19 protein-coding genes and 1 rRNA gene are annotated in these 20,388 nt (G+C 46.7%); 7 read left to right on the top strand and 13 right to left on the bottom strand.

Features of this window, described 5'->3' with window-relative positions; translation table 11 throughout:
• Positions 1-58: 58 nt before the first annotated feature.
• The 4 genes from G464_RS0105215 to G464_RS0105200 form a co-directional block, all read right to left on the bottom strand.
• Positions 59-2,578, bottom strand: a complete 2,520-nt coding sequence (locus tag G464_RS0105215; protein WP_022857016.1) for a glycoside hydrolase family 31 protein — start codon at positions 2,576-2,578, stop codon at positions 59-61.
• Between the two features lie 270 nt (positions 2,579-2,848).
• Positions 2,849-3,682, bottom strand: a complete 834-nt coding sequence (locus G464_RS0105210) for a carbohydrate ABC transporter permease (protein ID WP_026472632.1) — start codon at positions 3,680-3,682, stop codon at positions 2,849-2,851.
• A complete protein-coding gene (locus G464_RS0105205; protein ID WP_021618786.1) occupies positions 3,682-4,584 on the bottom strand; it encodes a carbohydrate ABC transporter permease in 903 nt (300 codons plus the stop codon). Before G464_RS0105205 ends, G464_RS0105210 begins: the two co-directional genes overlap by 1 nt.
• A gap of 78 nt (positions 4,585-4,662) precedes the next feature.
• Positions 4,663-6,048 carry an extracellular solute-binding protein gene (locus G464_RS0105200; protein WP_022857014.1) on the bottom strand — a complete coding sequence of 462 codons (1,386 nt, stop codon included), beginning with the start codon at positions 6,046-6,048 and terminating at the stop codon, positions 4,663-4,665.
• Between the two features lie 207 nt (positions 6,049-6,255).
• Here G464_RS0105200 and G464_RS0105195 point away from each other — a divergent pair, with 207 nt between their 5' ends.
• Positions 6,256-7,266 carry a LacI family DNA-binding transcriptional regulator gene (locus tag G464_RS0105195; RefSeq protein WP_022857013.1) on the top strand — a complete coding sequence of 337 codons (1,011 nt, stop codon included), beginning with the start codon at positions 6,256-6,258 and terminating at the stop codon, positions 7,264-7,266.
• Positions 7,267-7,592: 326 nt separating this feature from the next.
• On the opposite strand, the gene G464_RS09695 is transcribed toward G464_RS0105195, so the two are convergent.
• From G464_RS09695 to G464_RS0105170, 5 genes are all read right to left on the bottom strand, one after another.
• On the bottom strand, positions 7,593-8,279 hold the full coding sequence (locus G464_RS09695) for a heat shock protein transcriptional repressor HspR (RefSeq protein WP_022857012.1): 687 nt from the start codon (positions 8,277-8,279) through the stop codon (positions 7,593-7,595).
• Positions 8,280-8,383: 104 nt separating this feature from the next.
• Positions 8,384-9,397, bottom strand: coding sequence for a DnaJ C-terminal domain-containing protein (locus G464_RS0105185; RefSeq protein ID WP_022857011.1), 1,014 nt, complete (start codon positions 9,395-9,397; stop codon positions 8,384-8,386).
• Between the two features lie 102 nt (positions 9,398-9,499).
• The gene (gene grpE / locus G464_RS0105180; protein WP_022857010.1) at positions 9,500-10,144 is read right to left on the bottom strand and encodes a nucleotide exchange factor GrpE; all 645 of its coding nucleotides are present in this window, start codon (positions 10,142-10,144) and stop codon (positions 9,500-9,502) included.
• A 1-nt stretch (position 10,145) separates the two neighbouring features.
• A complete protein-coding gene (gene dnaK, locus G464_RS0105175) occupies positions 10,146-12,020 on the bottom strand; it encodes a molecular chaperone DnaK (RefSeq protein ID WP_022857009.1) in 1,875 nt (624 codons plus the stop codon).
• Between the two features lie 274 nt (positions 12,021-12,294).
• The gene (locus G464_RS0105170) at positions 12,295-12,963 is read right to left on the bottom strand and encodes a histidine phosphatase family protein (RefSeq protein WP_022857008.1); all 669 of its coding nucleotides are present in this window, start codon (positions 12,961-12,963) and stop codon (positions 12,295-12,297) included.
• Between the two features lie 66 nt (positions 12,964-13,029).
• On the opposite strand from G464_RS0105170, the gene G464_RS0105165 reads away from it, so the two are divergent.
• Both G464_RS0105165 and G464_RS0105160 read left to right on the top strand, forming a co-directional pair.
• Positions 13,030-13,434: a DUF4235 domain-containing protein gene (locus G464_RS0105165; protein WP_022857007.1), complete on the top strand. Its 405-nt coding sequence runs from the start codon at positions 13,030-13,032 to the stop codon at positions 13,432-13,434.
• 68 nt (positions 13,435-13,502) lie between these two features.
• Positions 13,503-14,282: a nitroreductase family protein gene (locus G464_RS0105160; protein WP_051126687.1), complete on the top strand. Its 780-nt coding sequence runs from the start codon at positions 13,503-13,505 to the stop codon at positions 14,280-14,282.
• Between the two features lie 6 nt (positions 14,283-14,288).
• Here the strand turns inward: G464_RS0105160 and G464_RS0105155 are convergent, their stop codons facing one another.
• Both G464_RS0105155 and G464_RS0105150 read right to left on the bottom strand, forming a co-directional pair.
• Positions 14,289-14,570: a hypothetical protein gene (locus G464_RS0105155; RefSeq protein WP_022857005.1), complete on the bottom strand. Its 282-nt coding sequence runs from the start codon at positions 14,568-14,570 to the stop codon at positions 14,289-14,291.
• A gap of 5 nt (positions 14,571-14,575) precedes the next feature.
• Entirely contained in the window at positions 14,576-15,514 is a 939-nt protein-coding gene (locus G464_RS0105150) for an aldo/keto reductase (protein ID WP_022857004.1), read from the bottom strand.
• A gap of 156 nt (positions 15,515-15,670) precedes the next feature.
• Here G464_RS0105150 and G464_RS0105145 point away from each other — a divergent pair, with 156 nt between their 5' ends.
• From G464_RS0105145 to G464_RS09685, 4 genes are read left to right on the top strand one after another with little or no spacing between them, the layout of a single operon-like run.
• On the top strand, positions 15,671-16,570 hold the full coding sequence (locus G464_RS0105145) for a dolichyl-phosphate beta-glucosyltransferase (protein WP_051126686.1): 900 nt from the start codon (positions 15,671-15,673) through the stop codon (positions 16,568-16,570).
• A 9-nt stretch (positions 16,571-16,579) separates the two neighbouring features.
• Positions 16,580-18,166 carry an ArnT family glycosyltransferase gene (locus G464_RS09010; RefSeq protein WP_022857002.1) on the top strand — a complete coding sequence of 529 codons (1,587 nt, stop codon included), beginning with the start codon at positions 16,580-16,582 and terminating at the stop codon, positions 18,164-18,166.
• A gap of 15 nt (positions 18,167-18,181) precedes the next feature.
• The gene (locus G464_RS09690; protein WP_022857001.1) at positions 18,182-18,598 is read left to right on the top strand and encodes a hypothetical protein; all 417 of its coding nucleotides are present in this window, start codon (positions 18,182-18,184) and stop codon (positions 18,596-18,598) included.
• A gap of 9 nt (positions 18,599-18,607) precedes the next feature.
• The gene (locus tag G464_RS09685) at positions 18,608-19,426 is read left to right on the top strand and encodes a mannosyltransferase YkcB-related protein (RefSeq protein WP_022857000.1); all 819 of its coding nucleotides are present in this window, start codon (positions 18,608-18,610) and stop codon (positions 19,424-19,426) included.
• A gap of 60 nt (positions 19,427-19,486) precedes the next feature.
• On the opposite strand, the gene G464_RS0105125 is transcribed toward G464_RS09685, so the two are convergent.
• Positions 19,487-19,855 (bottom strand): YccF domain-containing protein, encoded by a 369-nt coding sequence (locus G464_RS0105125; RefSeq protein ID WP_021618805.1) that lies wholly within the window; start codon positions 19,853-19,855, stop codon positions 19,487-19,489.
• Between the two features lie 201 nt (positions 19,856-20,056).
• Positions 20,057-20,174 (bottom strand): 5S ribosomal RNA (rrf, locus tag G464_RS0105120).
• Positions 20,175-20,388 lie beyond the last annotated feature (214 nt).

Raw genomic sequence — 20,388 nt, 5'->3', positions numbered from 1 at the left:
ACAACAAAGGCGGCGGAGATATATGATATCGCCCACCGCCATTATTGCGTTTTAGATTTTAAGAGCGCAACATAATTTCCTTGACTGCCGACTCAATAGCAGATGGAATGCGCAAGCCCACGCTATGTTCTTGACTATTGCCGTGCAGACCGTATTCATAATCGAAACGCTTAGCTCCAATAGCAGCCAGCTCTGCAATATCGCCACTCAAAGCCACCTGATACACAGCATCCTTCATATTGTAGGCAATCTGAGTGCCCAGAAGCATCTTACGTGTGTCTTCTGCCACAGGATTTTCAGCAGGTTTTACGCCAGCAATCTCAACATGCACGTCTGTGTCGGTTGCAACAGCTTCGAGCACATAGCTAGCACTCATATCTTCTGCATCGTAGTTGTAGGCAACCACGCGAGCACCACTCAAAGCAGCTTCACCCAAATCGTCTACACCGCGCACAGTAAGAGTCCATGTGCGCTGTGCTGGCACAGCTTCAGCATCTCCTTCTACCGCGCTAATGGTAAGAGCAGAGCCGTTCCACGTGAAACGTGTGCGTGCGTTCTTGCCCTGGCGAGCATCGTTAAACTGACCATTATCTTCGACCAGAGTGAACTCATTGGTAGCACCATCGGTTGCCGGGAAGAGCACCACCTCCAGAGCTTGCGGGTTAGCCACCGAGTTTATCGCCTCACCCTCACCCAACTGCGCCAGTGGCACGATTGCACCAGAACGGGCAAATACTGGCTGACGATCCAGCTTTCTCCATGCTTCTAATGAACGTCCATTGCTCCCTGCAACGTAGCGGCGTCCTGAGAAGAAGTCGAACCATTCGCCAGCTGGAAGCCACACATCTGCTTTCGCACGCGCAACGTTCTTATCTGATGGTGTGGTAATTGGAGCCATAACCAGCTGGGTACCAAACCAGAATTCCTGTGGCACTCTATATGCCGCTTCGTTTTCTGGGTCACTCCAATACATTGGCTGCACCAGTGGTTCGCCCTCGTTATGAGCACGATAATTCATCGTGTAGAGGTATGGAATGAAACGGTGACGCAACTGGAGGGCTTCCACCATAGCCGAACGTACTTCTGGTCGGAAATTCCATGGCTCTTTGCTTGTAAATGGCGAGTTACTCGAATGCAAGCGATTAATTGGACTGAATGCTCCATACTGATACCAGCGCACTTCGAGCTCATCATCGCGGTAGCCCATCATATGGCCGCCAATATCGTGGCTCCACCAGCCAAAACCAATATTCGATGCGCGAGCAGTAAACTCAGGCTGGAATTGCAAGGATTCCCAAGACACAATAGAATCGCCCGAGAATCCTACTGGGTAACGATGCGAGCCAGGTCCTGCGTAACGCGAGAAGGTCAAAGGCCACTTGCCATTGCGTGCGGAGTCAATATAATGCACGTGGTTCAGTAGCCACAAAGGATCCAAACCAGGCTGACGAGTTACGCCACCCTGCTGCCAATCCAGCCACCAGAAGTCAACGCCTTCATCTTCCAACTCGTGATGCATATCGAAGTACCCATCCACAAATGCAGGATTCGTTGGATCAAACTCCACAGCTTCATCAGTTGCCGGATCAATTCCCACCTTCTGAGCAAGCTCTTTATATGGCTTCTCGTAACCGCGCACACCGTCACGAGGATGTACGTTCAGCGTGGTCTTCAAACCGCGGTCTGCTAAATCAGAAAGCAGCTGCACATGATCTGGGAACAGCTCAGTATTCCATGTGTACCCAGTCCAACCGTAACCGTACTTTTCCTCAATATCGGTAATATGCCAATCCATATCAATAACGGCTGTGGTAAAAGGAATACCTTCCTTCTTAAAGCGGTCATGCAGTTGCAAGTATTCATCCTGCTTGTAAGCAAAATAACGGCTCCACCAGTTACCCAAAGACCATCGTGGCAGCAAAGGCTGAGGACCGGTTAGCTTAAAGAAGTCACGCATAGCCTGCTTGTAGTTATGCGCATAACCAAGGAAGTAAAAATCTGTTTCTTCATGATCTCGCGAGGAAATACGCCATCCGCCGGCATTAATATTGTCTTCACCGAAAGCCGCTTTTGGAGAAGCTCCCTCATAGGACACAACATTCGAGTGAGAATCATCTAGGATTGCCCAACCATCAATAGATAAAATACCTTCTTCAAGCTCGGTACGACCATTAATCGTATCCAAAGTTCGTGTAGTTCCGCGCAAATTTCCTGGAGTGTCATCACCATAATGCCAGGTGTTGAACTGGGAGGTGGTTAAGTGCTTTACAACAACGCTTAAGCCCTCTTTGCTGAAAGGCTGCTTATTGTAGGTTACATATAACTCGCCTGTGTCAATAATAAGCAAGCCGTCGCGCTCGGTTACGTTAATGGTTACATCATCGTCAATATTACGATTGACCACAACCTGCGTTGGCTTATCTTCAAAAACACCAGATTCCGACCACTCAAAACGTAGCAGAGAATTTGTTATAACACCGATGCGCCACTTATCGCCAGCAATAACGCGCTGGCTATCCATTACAGGATTGCACATCTTTTCAAATTCAGCAAAAGCACCATTTCCTTGGGCTGTCATATTAGCTCCTTCGCTTCGTATGCGTGAAAACTGCGCCTCTTCTCTTACTATTGGTTGAGATATAAAGAGAAAGATGATAACGTTTTCATTTTTACTTAGTTATATTATATCTTATATTGTAACTCTTATATAGAGATAACTTGAAAATTTTGACCGTATACTTCTGATATTTTCTGGCAACGTTTGCATTTCATGACGATATGCCGAACATGATAAGGGCCGCTAGATTATCTTGGAACTATCTAACGGCCCGCACATGCTTAGAAAGATTTACTTAGAACTTCCCGTAGCAATGCCAGCGATAAACTGCTTTTGGAAGACCATATAAACAATAATGACTGGAACAATTGCCAAGGATGTTGCTGCAAATAATCCGCCGTAATCCGTACCATACTGACCGTTAAAAGCTTTCAAACCTACAGCCAATAACTGCTTGCTTTCATCTGTAATCATCAGGAATGGCCACAGATAATCTTCCCAGTTCCATAAGAAAGTAAAAATAGCAAGAGCAGCAATAGTATTATGGCTTAACGGCAATATTAAGCTATGGAAAATACGTGTATCACTGGCTCCATCTAAGCGTGCAGCTTCGATCAGTTCATCTGAAATACCTGAAATAGACTGACGGAATAAGAAAATACCAAACCCGGATACTAAACCAGGAATAATCAGCGCTTTATATGAGTCTAACCAGCCAAAACTTACCATCATTTCATACTGAGGAATAATGGTCACAGCCCACGGAATCATCATGGTACTCATCACAATAGCAAAGAGGAAATCTCTGCCGAAGAAGCGCATCTTTGCAAAAACAAAGCCAAGCAAAGCAGATGTATAAATAATAATGACAGTTTTTACCGTTGCCACAAAAACCGAATTACCAAACAAGCGCAAGAAGTTAAAGTTCTCTTGAATGCTCACATAGTTATCGAGAGTAGAAGGCGTTGGGAATAAGCCACCGTTAATTTTCACAATTTCGCTATTGGGAGCGAATGAGGAAATAAACATCCACAAGAATGGAACAATAGTAATCAATGCCACAACGAACAGGAGAACGGTAAGAACAACCGAACCAATAGTACGTGCTGTTTTTGGATTTTTCATCATGACAACACCTCCGTATCGCCCGAGACCTTAAACATGATGTATGTAAGAATTCCCGTAAAGAGGAATAAAACAACAGCCTGAGCAGATGCAATACCAAAATTATTCTTATTAAATGCCTGATCAAAAATTAAATAGCTAATAGTATATGTAGAAGTTCCTGGACCGCCTTCTGTCATAACCAAGAACTGCACATAGGCTTGCAAATAGCTAATCATAGAAGTAATAACAATGAATAACGTGGTGGATTTAAGCAAAGGCAAGGTGATGCGGAAGAAAGTCTGCACGCTATTAGCACCATCAATCGAGGCTGCCTCATACACATCGCGAGGAAGATTCATAATACCTGCTAAATACAGCACGGTAGCATAACCAAAATCTTTCCAGATTGTCATAATAATCACAGCAGGCATAGCCCACTTGGAATCGTGCAACCAGTTAATATGCAGACCAGTTACTTTATCGATCATGCCGAACTGCGGATCAAACATCCATAACCATACGAAACTCACTGCTACAAGTGGCGTAATAGTTGGCATGTAGAACAATCCACGCAATGTATCTTTCGCGCGCACAAGACGTGAGCTCAGTAACAATGCCAAACCTAAACCAAGAACTACTCGAAATACTGTGGACCATCCCAAGAATACTCCCGTATTCGCCATGGATGTCCAAAACAGCTTATCGGTAAAAATATCTGTATAGTTTTCAAATCCAACCCACTCATATGTATCGTTGAGAGGGTTCCAATTATGCAGACTTCCCGCAAACGCCTTAAAAATTGGATACGCTAAAAAGATAGCAAAATACACAACGAGGAAAGTAACCGCCATATTCCTCAAGGTAAAAATTCGCGATAAAACTGAGCGTCCAGCACTCGCGAATGAACCTTTCTTATTCATCTTCTCTCCCCTAACCGCTTAACACGTCTGTCATTATGTGCGGGGAAGCCTTCACTTCCCCGCACTGCACCTACGGTTTTACTTATGCTCGTCGTAGAACTCGTACTTACTTTCTGCCGACATGAAGTTCGACCCCTTCATATCCTTGTCCATTGTTGATTGACCTTCTTTCACAGCCTCATCAATAGACATGCCATTATGCATAACATTTTCGAAAGCAACTTTGCCAGAAGTTTCTACTGTTGCAGGAGCTGGACCAGGCCAAATTAAGCGCGATACACGCGGTTGAATAGCCTGCATAACAGGGCTCTTCAAAATTTCTGGGTCATTTTGAAGGTTTGCTTTAGCTGGGAAGGAGTTCAATCCCTCAACAGATTTACGCACGTAATCATCGTTTGCCAGCAAGTACTTCACAAAGTCCTGAGCAACTGCTTGCTGTTCCTTAGACTGATTCTTATTAATACCTGGAGTTGATTCACCGTTATAGCGATCATAAGCAAAAGGAGTATCTTTACTGAAGGTTGGGGTAGCAAATACACCGTAATCAATATCTGGATACTTGTCTTTCATAGTTCCTTCAAGCCAACCCCATGCATAAACCATTGCAGTTTGACCTTGACCGAAGGAATCCGAATACTCATTACCAAAATCAGCAGAGCCTACTTTATCTTTCTCATACAAATCCTTGAGGAACTGCATATTTTCTTTCGTAGCTTTGTTGTTATAGTTTGCCTTCTTACCAGTGGAATCAAAGAGCAGCTCGCCCTTCTGATAGTTCAAGCCTTGGTAAATTGCTGAATAAGCGCCACCGTTAATATTGAAGCCAGCCTGAGTCATTTTGGAACCATCAAACTTGGTGAGCTTCTTAGCCACAGTAACGAATTCATCCCATGTTGTTGGAATATCTGCATCGGTTAAACCAGCATCTTTCCACATGGTTTTGTTGTAGTAAATATTGCCCGTATTAATAACGGAATCGATATACTTTACTTTGCCGTTTTCATCTTCGTGCGCCGATGCTGTTGGATAATCTGCATCGAGCTGAGCCTTGTCAATGTCATAATCAGCAGCGTATGGGCGAATAACAGAATCATAAGAATTATGCACGTTAAAGACTGCAGGACCATTCTTGCCCTTGAGCTGCAACGGCAACTTTGTCCAATAATCTTCCCAGGTTTGCTTCTTAATCTTAATAGTAACGTTCGGATAGATCTTGGAATAGTCCTTGGACAGCTGATAAACAGGATCAACACCGCTATCGGACCATGTCCAATACTCGAGTGTAATTGGCTTTCCATTATTCACCAAGTGATTTGGATCGTACTTAATATTTGTACCGATAACATCCAACCCTTTATCTTTCTTGGTATCTGTTACGCCCTTCGCAGCACTCGAGCATGCACCCAGCATAGAAATAATGCTAACGGTTGCAATTGCACCTGCCGCCATCTTTTTTAATTGCATTTCCTCTCCTTACCTCAATGTAAGTGCAATTTCTTGCACATCTAATTATACACTTTGTTTGTAACTATGGAAGCATCTTTTGCAAAATTCATTACATTTTTTATGTTAATTTGTAACCGGTTACATTTTTCAAGGCTTTTGTGATACTATTTCTGTAGCACACGGCGTGTCGAGCCATGAAAATACGAGAGGACTAGAGAGGGCATAATGAAAGCAAGTATCAGTGATGTTGCACAAGCTGCAGGCGTTTCCACTGCTACCGTCTCTCGAGTATTTTCTCACCCAGATCGAGTTTCTAACAAAACACGCACCAAAGTCCTCGCAGTGGCAGAATCTCTTGACTTCTATATTTCTCGCTCGGCGGGGGTCTTAAAATCCGGACAAGCTAAACGTATTGCTTTTCTTGTGGGATCAAGCAAGATTGACTGGTTCACAGGACGTATTATTGAGGGCTTAAACAACGTCTTCCGCACAGCTCATTACGATTTAATTATCTTCCCTATTACTACTTTGGAAGAGAGAAAAGAGTTCTTTGACACGCTTCCTCTACGCGGCAATGTAGATGCTGTTGTGGTGTCTTCTTTCGGTATTAGTTCCGATGAAGTCACACGTTTACAAGATGCCCATCTGCCTATTGTCGGCATCAATGTTGCCGATACGCTTGGCTATACAGCTTCGGTAAGTATTGATGATTATGAAGGCACCTCTATTGGCGTGCGTTACTTAAAACAATTAGGACACACTCATTTAACGTACTGCTTCGAAGAATTTGAGCGAGAACTCCATTTTAGCTCATGGTCACGTGTTGATGGTTTCAAAGAAGCTTGTAAGCGCGAGAATCTGAGTTTTTCGTTGGTTACTATTCCTAACGGAGATGATGTTTTTGATGCTGTATATTCTCAAATCATGACTACGGATGCTGGTCGTTCTACAGCTTTGTTCTTCCACCAAGACTCTTTAGCCATTCCTTTTATTTTTAAGTATCGCGAACTGGGAATGAGCATTCCATCAGATATTTCGGTATTAGGCTACGATAATTCCACCTTCTCAGGAGAGGTGGGATTGAGCACAATTAAGCAAAAGCCACTTGATTTGGCCATGGAAGCAGCGCACAAAGCATTACGTTTAATTGAGGGAGACAACTCGGCTGCCACACACGATATTGTGCCGGTTCAGTTGCTTGTGCGCAATACAACAGCTTCACCAACTGTGCAGTGATTTCTCTGTTTAATGGTTCATCTGACTTAGCGGATTTTGTAGGTTTGTGGGTTGCAGGTGCGCCAAAGTTGTGAGCACGGAGCGCTCACAACTTTGGCGTCGATTTTTCATGTGATATCAGCTCTCATACGTTCCTGAAAGCTGCTAGCGTTGCACGCGCACAATACTCACGTCCACTTTTACAATGATTGAAGTCCTCGTTCATGTGCGAATCATGAAGTGCTAGAGCAAGTCATGTTCTATGAACCGCTCAAGCTCCCATCTGCCGCAAGAATAAGCAAATACAACGAGCCAAACTAGGCTATGCTAAAATCCCAAGAGCCTATCTAATACAGTTGGGAATATTCCTGAGAAACCTGAGTAAAAGGCACATTAAAGTCCTCATCAGAGCCAAGAACATCTTCACTCGGCGCTGACGTCAGTTCTCTCGTAAAGCTCGCCGAGGCTCCCCGTGGCAAAAATCGACCTCGAGCAGGGCGCACACCATGTGCTCCCACACGTTCCACACCATCTTCACCCGCAGTATGCACGCCAAGACCACGCGCCTGAGCCATCGCCTGCGCCCGCTCGCGGTTCGAACGCAGAATTTCCACCACTTCCCCATCCATACCTGCAGTAAAGACACTTGCTCCTTCTGGCTGCTTTAGACGACGTACCTGTCTGCGCAGTTGGCGATTTTCTTCCATTAACTGCAAAATGCGCGAAACACCTGCTAAATTAATCGACTCATCTTGAACTAAATGTTGGGTGAGCATAAGTCGATCAATATCACGTAATGCATAACGGCGAGAGCCGCCTTCTGTACGTTGCGGAACAACTAATCCTAAACGGTCGTATTGACGCAATGTTTGCGGATGAATAATAACAAGTTGAGCTGCTTGAGAGACAGAAAACACGGGTTGATCAACGCTGAACCCAGAAGCATCAGCAGCATCAAGGTCTATGCGCCCCTCGGTTATTGCCTGAGCGCACGCAATATACGCTTGTTTGGTTTGCCTATCAAGCCGTGCCATTCTGTCTCATCCTTATCCGTCAGTTTTCTTCTCTTACGATCATAGCGCTCTGCTGCTTGTCTTTTCGAGAAGGTTCTCTCTGAGCATCGCTATGCAAGCAGATCCTAGCTTAAGCGTTGCTGTGCAATCTCTTCAGAAAAATCAGCAGTAGCCTCGTCAAAAGCCTTAACTGCTTTCTTATAGTCCGAGCCAAGCTTCGTAGGTATCTGCACGTCCAAGCGCACAATCAAATCGCCAGTTGCTTTCTTTGTTTTTACTCCATGCTTTTTCACGCACACTTGCGTACCTGTTGTTGAGCCAGACGGTACTTTTACTTCAACCTGCTCTCCGGCAAAATCACGCACAGAAATCTTCGCACCTAAAGCTGCTTCAGCCACAGTAACCGGCACGGAACGCACTAAATCAATGCCTTCCATATGGAAAACTGGGTCGTCTTTAACTTGCACAGTTAAATACAGATCTCCGTGTGCTCCGCCATTAGTTCCCGGCTTACCTTTGCCAGCAACACGAATTTTTTGGCCATCATGAATACCTGCTGGAACTTTAGTTTTGAAACTTTCCCCTTTAATATTGAGCGATACCGTCGCGCCTCGCACAGCTTTTTCAAAGCTTAAGCTCACGCTTGCCTTACGATCTTCACCTTTAACAGGTTCAGGTTGCGGTTCATACGGATTATATGAAGAAAAACCGGAACGACGCGGCTGACCGTACGGATTACCACCAAAGCCACCTTGAGCTTGCGCCATTAAATCTTCGAGATTAATGCCGCCGAAGTTCATGGACGAGTATCCGCCATGACCTGACCCCATGCCGCCGAACATTGAACCGAAAATATCTTCGTATCCGCCAGCCCCCGATCCGCCTGCAAAGCGAGCGCCTCCAGCACCGAAAGAGCGGATTGCATCGTATTTTTGACGTTCTGTTTTATTGCTCAGCACTTCGTATGCTTCGGAAATTTCCTTAAATTTTTCCTCGGCAGCGGCATCTCCTGGATGAGAATCCGGATGATATTTTCGCGCTAATTTACGGAAAGCTTTTGATATTTCTTTATCATCAGCATCTTTAGAGACTCCCAGAACTGCGTAGAAGTCTTTTCCTAGCCAATCTTGTTCAGCCATGACTCCTCCTTACTGGTTATACACAGCTGTTTTTGTTATACACACGTTTAAGAACACTTTTAGAATAATGGCGGCTGACCGTAGCCAACCGCCATACTTTCTTTACTCGTTATCTTGAGGAACTGCTACAACAACGCGAGCTGCTCGAATAACTCGGTCGCCTATCTTGTAGCCAGCTTCCACCACAGTATCAACCGTTTCGTGTGAAGCATCGGCATCTGGCTTGCGCAAAATGCCCTCGTGATGCGTTGGATCGAAGTCCTCGCCTGCCTCACCGAATTTTTCTACGCCAAACTTTTCGAAAGTCTTATCTATCTTGGCAGCTACTGCCTTGAAAGAGTCATCCATCTGCGAGTTCGCGCGAATACGATCAATATCGTCAAGAGCTGGAAGTAATGCTGTGAGCACATCAACCACGCCATGTTCGCGGTAACGATCCTGCTCTTTGGATACTCGGTTACGGAAGTTCACAAAAGCAGCGCGTTCACGCTGAAGAGCTTCGAGATACTCAGCTGCTTCTGCTTTCGCTTTACCGAGCGGGGTAAGACTGTCTTCGCTCGCGTCTTGAGACTGAGCGTCTTGAGACTGTTCTTGGGAGTTCTCTTGTGATGGTTCAGAAGCTTTCTCAGTTTCCTCTACCTGCTCGGCAGGAGACGTGTGATCAGTCTGTTCAACCTTCTCTTGATTGGCAAGCTTATCCACATCATCCATACCGTTCACATAGTCCTCTGTATTGAATTCAGACATATTATTCCTTGTCGTCGTCCACTACTTCAGCATCTACTACATCATCATCGCCGCCATTGTTTGCAGCACCGTTTCCTGCTGCACCAGCGCCGGCAGCACCTGCTGCACCTTCTGCCTGCTGCTGGGAGTACAAAGACTCACCAATCTTCTGTGCAGCAGTCATCAGCTCAGACTGTGCAGCCTTAATAGCTTCGATATCCTCGCCCTTCAAGGCTTCCTTCAAAGCATTGGTCTTAGCGGTTACATCGGAAGCAAGTTCTTCGGAAATCTTATCCTTGTTCTCAGAAACAAGCTTTTCAGTCTGATATGCAAATGCTTCAGCCTGGTTGCGGGTATCCACTTCTTCACGACGCTTCTTATCTTCTGCTTCGTGAGACTGAGCTTCCTTCACCATGCGATCGATTTCGTCCTTATCGAGGCCGGAACCGCCGGAAATGGTTACAGACTGTTCCTTACCTGTGCCCTTATCCTTTGCAGATACGTGCACAATACCGTTTGCATCAATATCGAAGGTTACTTCAATCTGTGGCACACCATGAGGTGCTGGAGCGATACCGCCCAATTCGAAGGTTCCCAGTGGCTTGTTATCGCGAGCGAATTCACGCTCACCCTGGTAAACCTGAATCAAAACGCTTGGCTGATTATCTTCTGCAGTAGAGAAGACTTCGCTGCGCTTGGTTGGAATAGCAGTGTTGCGTTCAATCAGCTTAGTCATAATGCCGCCCTTGGTTTCAATACCAAGGCTCAATGGGGTAACGTCAATAAGCAAAACGTCCTTACGGTCGCCCTTAATAACACCGGACTGAACTGCTGCACCAACCGCCACTACCTCATCTGGGTTTACGGACTTGTTAGCTTCGCGACCGCCAGTAAGCTCCTTTACGAGTTCCTGCACGGCTGGCATACGAGTAGAACCACCTACGAGCACCACATGGTCAATCTGAGATACAGAAATACCAGAGTCTGCAAGTACTGCATTGAATGGCTTGCGGGTGCGTTCCAAGAGATGAGAAGTCATTTCTTCGAACTTTGCACGGGTCAAAGTCTCATCCAAATGTACTGGAGTTCCGTCAGGAGCCATAGCCAAGTACTGCTGAGAAATTGTGGTGGATGTTGAGGAGCTCAGCTCCTTCTTTGCCTGCTCAGCTGCTTCCTTCAAGCGGCGAGTTGCAATCTTATCTTTAGAAACATCTACACCGTACTTGTTCTTAACTTCGGTTACGATCCAGTCGATAATAGCCTGATCCCAATCGTCACCACCGAGCTTGTTATCACCATTGGTTGCCTGAACCTGGATGGTTGCAAAGCCATCCTCATCATCCTTACCAATTTCAAGCAGGGACACATCGAAGGTACCACCACCCAAATCGAAGACGAGAATACGTTCGTCTTCCTTGCCCTTTTCGAGGCCGTAAGCCAAAGCTGCTGCGGTTGGCTCGTTAATAATACGAAGCACGTTCAAGCCAGCGATGGTACCAGCATCCTTAGTTGCCTGACGCTGAGCATCGTTGAAGTATGCAGGGCAGGTAATAACTGCATCGGTTACTGGCTCGCCGAGGTATGCCTCGGCATCACGCTTGAGCTTCATAAGAATCTGAGCGGAAATCTCCTGTGGAGTCCATTCCTTGTCGTCAATCTTTACGGTCCAATCGGTACCCATATGACGCTTTACCGAGGAGATGGTGCGATCTACGTTCGTAACCGCCTGACGCTTTGCTACGTCGCCAACAATGATTTCGCCGGACTTGCTAAAAGCAACAACCGATGGCGTGGTGCGGGAGCCTTCTGCGTTTACGATAACGGTTGGCTGACCACCTTCCAATGTTGCAATGCAGGAGTTTGTTGTACCTAAATCAATACCTACTGCGCGACCCATAATGTGTATCCTTTCTTATAAGTCTTTGCGTTTTACGTTTCTCGTTCATCAAAGCTTCAAAGTTGATTTGTTCATACTCAACTTTTTGCTTTCCTAAACTTGAGTCTACATCACTCAACTTTTATTTGGCAAATTTATTCCCGGAGATTCTTGGAGATTTTGATTGACCCACATAACAATTCACCTCGTACTACAGAAACAAGCCAAAACTTTTGGCTTAAACGTGTAGTACGAGGTGAATCGTCAAAATCTCGTCAAAAAAGAAGAGAAACCTCTACAAATTCCAGTACGCCACAACCCTATCCTCATGATGCCAATCCAGCACACAGAAGTGGGCCGTATCCAAACGGAAGTTGCGCGCATGCTCTGGCAATAAATCAAGCCATTGCGTCGTCAAGATACGCAAAATATGAGCGTGGGCTACACACAGAACATCCTCACCAGCCATCAGCTTCGGCATAACCTTATCGATCAGCTCAGAAACGCGTACCGCAGCCTCATGCGCTGACTCGCCAACTCCCGCAACGACCTCGATGTCGCCAAAGTTATCGATCTTCTCTACGCGCGTCCCTTGCAGCTCTTCTGGCAGGTTCAACGGTCCAATATCCCAAATATTCCATGTGTCCGCGCCCAAAGCAGCTGCTATCTGAGCACGCGTGCGACCTTCTGCTGGACCGTAATCAAACTCAGCCAGATTATTATCGACCACAAAAGAAGAGAAGCCGGCAAGCTCAGCCGTTTTCTGCGCGCGACGCAGCGGCGATACATACACGTTCTCGCTCTTTATGCGAGCGCCAAACGCCCGCAAACGCTGACCTGCAGCCACAGCCTGCTGCTCTCCCCCTGCAGTTAGCGGGATATTCGTTCGACCGGTATATTGTCCTGTTTCGCTCCACATGGTTTGACCATGGCGCAATAAAAATAAACGTCCTCGTTGATTCACCCTTTTATACTAACAAAGAATGAGCAGAGTGCAACGAAGTATGCTTGCTATGCGATAATAAGAGACATGAGCAAGCACACATCAGATACTTCGCAAGGCACTTCCCAACCGCAGGCCGTCGAGCAGCTGCGCAAGGTCGATACGAAGGTTAATACCCTGCGCACGCAGATTAAAAGCGATCCAGACGATGCTTTCGATAAACTGCTCAAGTTTGGCATCCCAGCTGTCGTAGGTATTATTGCAGGCAAGCTGTCTGAAACCATATGGAAGCGCGGTAAGCGCAAGGTTTTGGGTGCGAAGGCTGTGGACGACGATGGCAACGATTTAGCCGACGGCATTATTGCCTCTATGATTTTTGCTGCTCTTTCGGCTGCGCTCGGTTCTCTGCTCACGAATTTGTCGCAGCGAGGTTCAGAGAGTTTCGTAAAGTACCGTCACACGCGCGCCGCGCGGAAGAACGGCAAAAAGTAGGCACGCAATTTTCACTCAATGCTTAAAGCTCTTACCCTCAAGGTAAGGGCTTTATTAGTATGCGTATTATGGCTATTATTCACAACCCTACTGTAGATACTTTGCTCACCCGCCGCACGATTCGCGCTTTCGAGGATACGCCGATTAGCGAGGATGAGCGCGAAACGCTCGAGCGCGCCGCTCAGCAGGCTGCAACCAGTCAGTACTTTAACGCATGGTTCGCGATCCGCATTAGCGATAAGGTTGTGGCACAGCGTTTGGCTGAGATTGGCAATCAGCCGTATATTGCGCAGGCTCCACTCCTCTACATTTTTATTATCGATGACCACCGCAACTTGCGCATCGCTCGCGAGGCCGGTGTTCCTGAGGATTCTATTACTTTGGACTCTGATTACACCTTTACTCAGGGGCAGAACGATGCTGTTTTGGCTCTGCATGCGATGGAGACAGCCGCGGAGTCCCTCGGTTTGGGTGCAGTTATTTTGGGCTCGATTTTAAACGATCAGCAGGCAGTTATTGATTTGCTTGATCTGCCGGAGCGTACATTCCCTGTGCTCGGTTTGGCGATTGGCCGTCCGTCCCAGCAACCTCAGATTAAGCCGCGTATGGACCGCTCGCTGCAGTTCTTTGAGAACCGCTACCCTGCAGACAGCGAGATTGAAAGCATGACCGATGCTCTGCACGATTTCGATGAAGAAGTAAAGAAGTATTATGATTTGCGCAACCCTAATACGCCTGTGATGGCATTTACTGAGCACATCGCTTCTCAGACCGCGGATACCGGTCGCTTAACACGTGCTTTCGGTAAACCTGCTCGTGAGCAAGGCTTTACGGGACGCAGTTTCTAAAATTGATTAGTGCTTGCGCGGCTTAAATCCGCGCTTACGAGATAAAACCGGCTTGCCCGACCAGGATTTACGCCCTGTAGGAGCAGATGTTCTGCCCACGTTGCGAATCGCATCCTGGACGGGCGGCCGACTTGTTAAATGCCATGTGCCGCAATAATCACACACATACACCCACAGTTGCACGCCTCGCTCAATATAGCTGTCGCGAACCGCATTTTGCGCTTGGTCACGCGTCTTGTACATAATCTTCTTGGTAGACGTGCAACGCTGTGGAGTGAAGTTATACATGGAAGTTATGGTAGCAAATTGCCTGCAGCAGCATAGAGCTCATACCATTCTTGGCGGCTCAGCTGCACATCTGCTCCTGCAGCAAACTGTGCGATACGCTCAGTATTCATCGAACCAATAATCACCTGCATATTGGATGGATGACGCAGCAACCATGCTACCGCAATACCATTCTTTGTGCTGTTATACTTGCCTGCCAATTCTTCGAGCTTCGCATTAAGCTCTGGGAATTCCGGATTATCCACGAAAGTGCCGCCAAAGAATCCTGCTTGCAGCGGACTCCATGCCTGAATAGTCATCTTGCGCAAACGAGAATACTCAAGCAACCCACTATCACGATCGATACTGCGCGTCTCTTCCATATTGGTGTAAATATTCTGATCAATCATGCCGCTATGCGCCAAACTCAGCTGCAACTGATTAACCTCTAACTTCTCATCGAGCTCGCTTTGCAAGAACTCGGTCTGCCAAGCGGACATATTGCTCACACCAAAATGACGCACCTTCCCAGCAGTCTTAAGCTCGGCAAACGCCTCATTAATCTCATCAGGCTCAAGCAGCGTATCCGGACGATGGAGAAGCAAAAAATCAACATAATCGGTCTGTAAGTTTTTCAGTTCATAATCAACGCGGTCAAGAATGCGTTTCTTCGAAAAATCATAAACAGTTACCGAGCCTGTTTCTTCTGCAGCAATAATACCGACTTTTGTTTGCAGTTCTATAGAAGAACGATCAACGTTCAAGCTTTTCAAAGCAGCGCCAAGCTTACGCGAGCTCTCACCATCCGTATACACATCTGCAGTATCGAAGAAGGTAATGCCTGCTTCAAGAGCTGCGGCAGTAATTTTTTCAGCTTCTGCTGCTGACTTTTCAGCCATACGCATCACGCCTTGAGCCACAGCCGACGACTTCACTGGTGTGCGACCAATGCTCACTGTTTTCATATAATCCTCCTTGATATTTTTGCCTTCACCAGTCACTATACACTCTTCACCTTTCAGAAAGCTTTCAGCGAACGTGGAGAAGAACCAAACTTTACATGGAGTTTGCCTTCAGATTCTTTCGTTTAACTTAAACCAGACATCCTGAAAGGAGCACATATGGAACACCCCTCCATGGAACACTCATCCATCGTTTCATTTGAATCTCAAAGAGTTTCGTATTACGGCGCTCCCGAACCAGCGGACGTAGAGTTTATGATACCGGTGTATAACGAGGAATCATGCCTGCACAATGCAGTCGAATCCTTACACGAGTATCTCGCTGAGAGGCATAATACTACGTTCTCCTGGCGCATTGTTGTTATCGATAATGCCAGCACCGATTCTACGTGGAATATCGCTACTGAGTTAACAGCTCAGCACCCGCAATCTATTCGAGCTATGCATCTTCAGCGTAAAGGTCGCGGTTTAGCGTTAAAAACCGCGTGGATGAGTTCGTCCGCTGAGGTTGTTACTTATATGGATGCGGATTTATCGACAAGTTTGGAGCACATCGATGATCTCGTTCTTCCTCTTCTTCATCATAAGGCGGATTTGGCGATTGGTTCGCGACTTATGAAAGAATCAAAAACCGCGCGCAGTTTTCTCCGCGATATTATTTCGCGCTGCTACAACTTCTTACTGCGCAGCTATTCGGGCGCAAACTTTAGCGATGCGCAATGCGGTTTTAAAGCTGTACGCGCCGATGTTTTCCGTGCTCTAGCTCCATCCATTCAAGATAATGAATGGTTCTTCGACACAGAGCTTCTTCTTCTGGCTCAAAACCGCGGTCTTCAACTCAATCAAATCCCCGTGTACTGGGTTGAAGATCCGAATAGTTCCGTACACATTATTGACACTGCACGCAAAGACATTCAGGGCATGATTCGTATGCGTTCTCGCTACGGTCGCGGCACTATCGGTGCTTTGCAAAAACGTGCTGTACGCATGGAGTCGCTCCGCGCACCCGTTTTCCGAGGAAGCCTTGTTCCTGTTCGTCTTCTTGTTCCCGCTGTTTAAGGATACTTTATGACTTCTTCTACTCATTCACGCTCTACGAATCGCTACACAAATCGCTTCGTTCTGCCCTCACGCTCGCGAACTGATTGGATTGCTTTTGGCGCCGTTATGCTTGCTGCAGTAGCTGTGTTCTTTGTGAACTTAACAGCTTCAGGTTATGCCAACGAGTTTTATTCGGCCGCAGCTCAAGCAGGATCGCAGAATTGGTGGGCTTTTCTGTGGGGTTCGTCTGATGCCGGTAATGCGATTACTGTAGATAAACCGCCTGCGTCTATTTGGCTTATGGCTCTTTCTGTGCGCGCTTTTGGACTGAACTCCTTCGCGATTTTACTTCCTCAAGCTGTGTTGGGAGTATTAACCACCGGATTGATTTACAGCGTTACGCGCAGATATTGGGGCAACTGGACCGGCATTTTAGCTTCAGTTATTTTTATGACTACTCCAGTAGCTGCTTTGATGTTCCGTTTTAATAATCCTGATGCTTTGCTCGTTTTCCTTGAAGTTGCTGCTGTAGCTGCTACTTTGCGCGCTCTTGAGCATGATACTACCCGCTTGGGTAATCTGCGTCGCACAGGGTGGATGGCTCTGGCAGGTGTTGCTGTAGGCTTTGGATTCTTAACGAAACAGTTGCAGGTTATGCTCATTCTTCCGGGAATTGCTCTGGCATTTATGATTGCTTCGCCAACAAAATTCTGGCGTCGGCTCCTTGATGGTATAGTAGCGCTGGTTACCATGACCATCTCGGCAGGCTGGTGGGTTTTACTCACCGTTCTCGTTCCTGCAAGTATGCGCCCATATATCGGCGGATCTCAGAATAACTCCTTCTTGGAGCTGACCTTCGGATACAACGGTTTAGGTCGTTTAACTGGCGATGAAACTGGATCGGTTGTGCCAGGCGAATCTGGTAAATCTCAAGGTGGACAGTGGGGAGAAACTGGTTGGAATCGTTTGTTCACGAGCGATTTTAACGGTCAGATTTCGTGGCTCGTTTTCGCAGCCCTTGCAGGTTTGATTGTAGCTCTTGCTGTTGCAGGATGGAAAAACCGTACAGATATTCGCCGTGCATGCGCAATTATTTTTGGCGGTTGGCTTATTGTCACATGGCTAATTTTCAGCTATATGTCTGGCATCTTCCACGCATATTATACAGTTGCAATCGCCCCAGCTATCGCAGTTCTCAGTGCTGCAGGCGTTGCTCTCTTATGGTCAGAACGTCATACTATCTGGGCACCTCTGACTGCTGCGGTAACAATTATGATTACTGCTGGATGGAGTTTTACTCTTATCTCTCAAGCTTCTGGCTATGCCATGATCGCTTACACAGTTCTCATTACTGGTGGTATCGCTGGAATCATCTTTATTGCTCTCGGTATCAGTAATATCTCAGAACTAAATCTGAACCTACCATTGCTCAGAACTATCTCAGCTCTGGGTGCAGCTCTTGCTCTTGTCTCAGCTTTGGCTGGACCTATCGCGTGGACGGCAGCTACTATCTCTACCGGTCATCGCGGATCTATCGTCTCTGCTGGACCTCAAACCTCCATGGGTGGCGGGCCACGAGGAGGCGGAATGGCACCTCCATCAACCAATAATTAAAACAAAGGAATAATCATGACAGACAATACACAGAACGCTCCATATCAGGACTTTTCTCAGAACGACGCTCCTGCAGCAGCCTCAGCTCAGGCAGCTATGCCCGTAGCGCCAAGCCAAACATCTGCAGAAAAGAAGAAAACCTTCCTTCACATAGCTATAGGTTTTATCGTGGGTGCTGCTCTTATTGCTCCTACAACGTGGATGATTGCTTCCAGCAGCGCTCACGGCACTATGCAGCCAATGTCGCAGAACATGCAAGGCGGTCCTGGCGGTCAGAATTCTCAGGGTGGAATGCAAGGTGGACCTGATGGGTCGAATAACTCCGAAAACTCTGGAAACTCAGATAACTCTAATAACACGGCTCCGCAGGATCAAACACACAATAACAATAATTCGCAATCGGATTCTTCTAATTCCGATACCAATAGCTAAAGGATTATAATGACAACTCATACCCAACCTGCAGCCTCCCATATGATACGTAATTTCTCTATCGGTCTAATTGCTGCAGCCACTCTTATCACTCCAACTGTGTGGTCTGTGGCGTACGCAACACAGAACGCATCAGGTGTAACTTCTGCTACTTCATCGCAGTCTGCTGGCCCGCAGCAGTCTCAACAACAAGGCCCTTCATCGGGCAATACTTCCCAGGCAGCCCCTCAAGGCGAATCTCCTAGAGGTGCATCGAATAACGACTCGAATTCCCAAGGCGTTATGCCTCAAGGTCAAGGAGCTCAGGGCGCGCCAAGCGGTGGAGATTCCAACATGGGTGGCGCCCCACCAACAGGTTCATCAGGTTCTGACACATCATCCAATTCATCAAATTCGAACGGCTCAGCTTCTTCTGGCAATAATACGGAGTCAGGCGGTATGGGTGGCATGGGCGGTTTAGTGGGCGGTGGTGGTGCTTCCACGAGTACTGAACTGATTGCTCTTTTGCAAGAGGATGCTCCTAAGTACCGATGGGCAGCGGCCACAACTGAATCTCAATCTGCGGCTTCATACCAGTTAGCCAGTGAAGTTCCTGTTATGGCGATTGGCGGTTTTAATGGAACGGATAATTATCCTACGCTGGAACAGTTCAAAGAATATGTGAGCAAAAAATTGATTCATTATTATATTGCTGGCAATAGTATGGGAGGTCAGGCTAATGGTGGTTCTTCAGCTGCTGAGCAGATTGCTCAGTGGGTACAGGAAAACTTCACCGCGCAAACTATTGATGGCGTAACGGTTTATGATTTAACTCAGACTGAGAAATAATCTCCAGGTAAACGAAGAGCCAGGTTACTTATGTAGCCTGGCTCTTGTGTATTTTTACGCTTATATGATTGGCACAATGCGTGCACCAAACGGAGCAAAGGCGAGCTTCATCATTTTGAATGATTGGATGCCGAAGGGTATACCAATAATCGTTAAGCAATTGACGATGCCGCTAAAGAGGTAGGCGAAGGCAAACAACCAGCCGAAAGTGATTGCCCACAGAATATTAACCAGTGTGGAAGTGATGCTTTCACCGTATACAACGGTTTGATCGAAAGGCGTTAACGTCAGTCCAGCCATTTTAAAACATTGAATACCGATAGGGATGCCCACCAGAGTTAGACAGAAAACAGCACCAAGAATAAACCATGACGCTGCTGTCATGAGTCCACCGCACACGAGCCATATGATATTTCCTAAAAGTCTCATACTTCCATGGTAGAACTTTCGGATCTAAATATCGCCCTGATTATCCCTGAGCCTTCCCTGAATTTGTGGGGAGTGTATATATGGAAAGAGGGCGACCTATCATGGTCGCCCCCTTTGATAAGTGTTGTTGCGGCCTATATTTATGCTTATAAAAGTTGGAGGGGTTGCACCGTTCATGGTGCAACCCCTCCATAAGTGTTGTTGCGGCGGTTTGTTACTCTCCCACACCCTATCGAGTGCAGTACCATCACCGTGCTAGGTCTTAGCTTCCAGGTTCGAAATGGAGACTGGGCGTTTCCCCTAGGCCATGACCACCGCAAAATCTTTAATTATCCTCGTATCCACCGACACGAGGCTCGTGTTGGTTTGGGGACCGGCTAGCAGACGCGAATCGTTTTGTACGCAGATTTAATGTTCCTTGTTGCAAGGAAGAGTATTCAATGTTTAACCAAAACCATAAAAAATTATGGTGTGTTATTGTCTTCGACTATTAGTACCAGTCAGCTCCACGTGTTACCACGCTTCCACACCCG

Source organism: Alloscardovia omnicolens DSM 21503 (assembly GCF_000420505.1).
Taxonomy (GTDB): domain Bacteria; phylum Actinomycetota; class Actinomycetes; order Actinomycetales; family Bifidobacteriaceae; genus Alloscardovia; species Alloscardovia omnicolens.
The sequence above is the reverse complement of the archived record's forward strand: the minus strand, read 5'-3'. Positions and strand labels throughout refer to the sequence as shown.

Bases quoted from the DNA above. Each gene is read 5' to 3' on its own strand.
- G464_RS0105215 (WP_022857016.1), bottom strand. From the start codon at position 2,578: ATGACAGCCCAAGGAAATGGTGCTTTTGCTGAATTTGAAAAGATGTGC.
- G464_RS0105210 (WP_026472632.1), bottom strand. From the start codon at position 3,682: ATGAAAAATCCAAAAACAGCACGTACTATTGGTTCGGTTGTTCTTACC.
- G464_RS0105205 (WP_021618786.1), bottom strand. From the start codon at position 4,584: ATGAATAAGAAAGGTTCATTCGCGAGTGCTGGACGCTCAGTTTTATCG.
- G464_RS0105200 (WP_022857014.1), bottom strand. From the start codon at position 6,048: ATGCAATTAAAAAAGATGGCGGCAGGTGCAATTGCAACCGTTAGCATT.
- G464_RS0105195 (WP_022857013.1), top strand. From the start codon at position 6,256: ATGAAAGCAAGTATCAGTGATGTTGCACAAGCTGCAGGCGTTTCCACT.
- G464_RS09695 (WP_022857012.1), bottom strand. From the start codon at position 8,279: ATGGCACGGCTTGATAGGCAAACCAAACAAGCGTATATTGCGTGCGCT.
- G464_RS0105185 (WP_022857011.1), bottom strand. From the start codon at position 9,397: ATGGCTGAACAAGATTGGCTAGGAAAAGACTTCTACGCAGTTCTGGGA.
- grpE (WP_022857010.1), bottom strand. From the start codon at position 10,144: ATGTCTGAATTCAATACAGAGGACTATGTGAACGGTATGGATGATGTG.
- dnaK (WP_022857009.1), bottom strand. From the start codon at position 12,020: ATGGGTCGCGCAGTAGGTATTGATTTAGGTACAACAAACTCCTGCATT.
- G464_RS0105165 (WP_022857007.1), top strand. From the start codon at position 13,030: ATGAGCAAGCACACATCAGATACTTCGCAAGGCACTTCCCAACCGCAG.
- G464_RS0105160 (WP_051126687.1), top strand. From the start codon at position 13,503: ATGGCTATTATTCACAACCCTACTGTAGATACTTTGCTCACCCGCCGC.
- G464_RS0105155 (WP_022857005.1), bottom strand. From the start codon at position 14,570: ATGTATAACTTCACTCCACAGCGTTGCACGTCTACCAAGAAGATTATG.
- G464_RS0105150 (WP_022857004.1), bottom strand. From the start codon at position 15,514: ATGAAAACAGTGAGCATTGGTCGCACACCAGTGAAGTCGTCGGCTGTG.
- G464_RS0105145 (WP_051126686.1), top strand. From the start codon at position 15,671: ATGGAACACCCCTCCATGGAACACTCATCCATCGTTTCATTTGAATCT.
- G464_RS09010 (WP_022857002.1), top strand. From the start codon at position 16,580: ATGACTTCTTCTACTCATTCACGCTCTACGAATCGCTACACAAATCGC.
- G464_RS09690 (WP_022857001.1), top strand. From the start codon at position 18,182: ATGACAGACAATACACAGAACGCTCCATATCAGGACTTTTCTCAGAAC.
- G464_RS09685 (WP_022857000.1), top strand. From the start codon at position 18,608: ATGACAACTCATACCCAACCTGCAGCCTCCCATATGATACGTAATTTC.
- G464_RS0105125 (WP_021618805.1), bottom strand. From the start codon at position 19,855: ATGAGACTTTTAGGAAATATCATATGGCTCGTGTGCGGTGGACTCATG.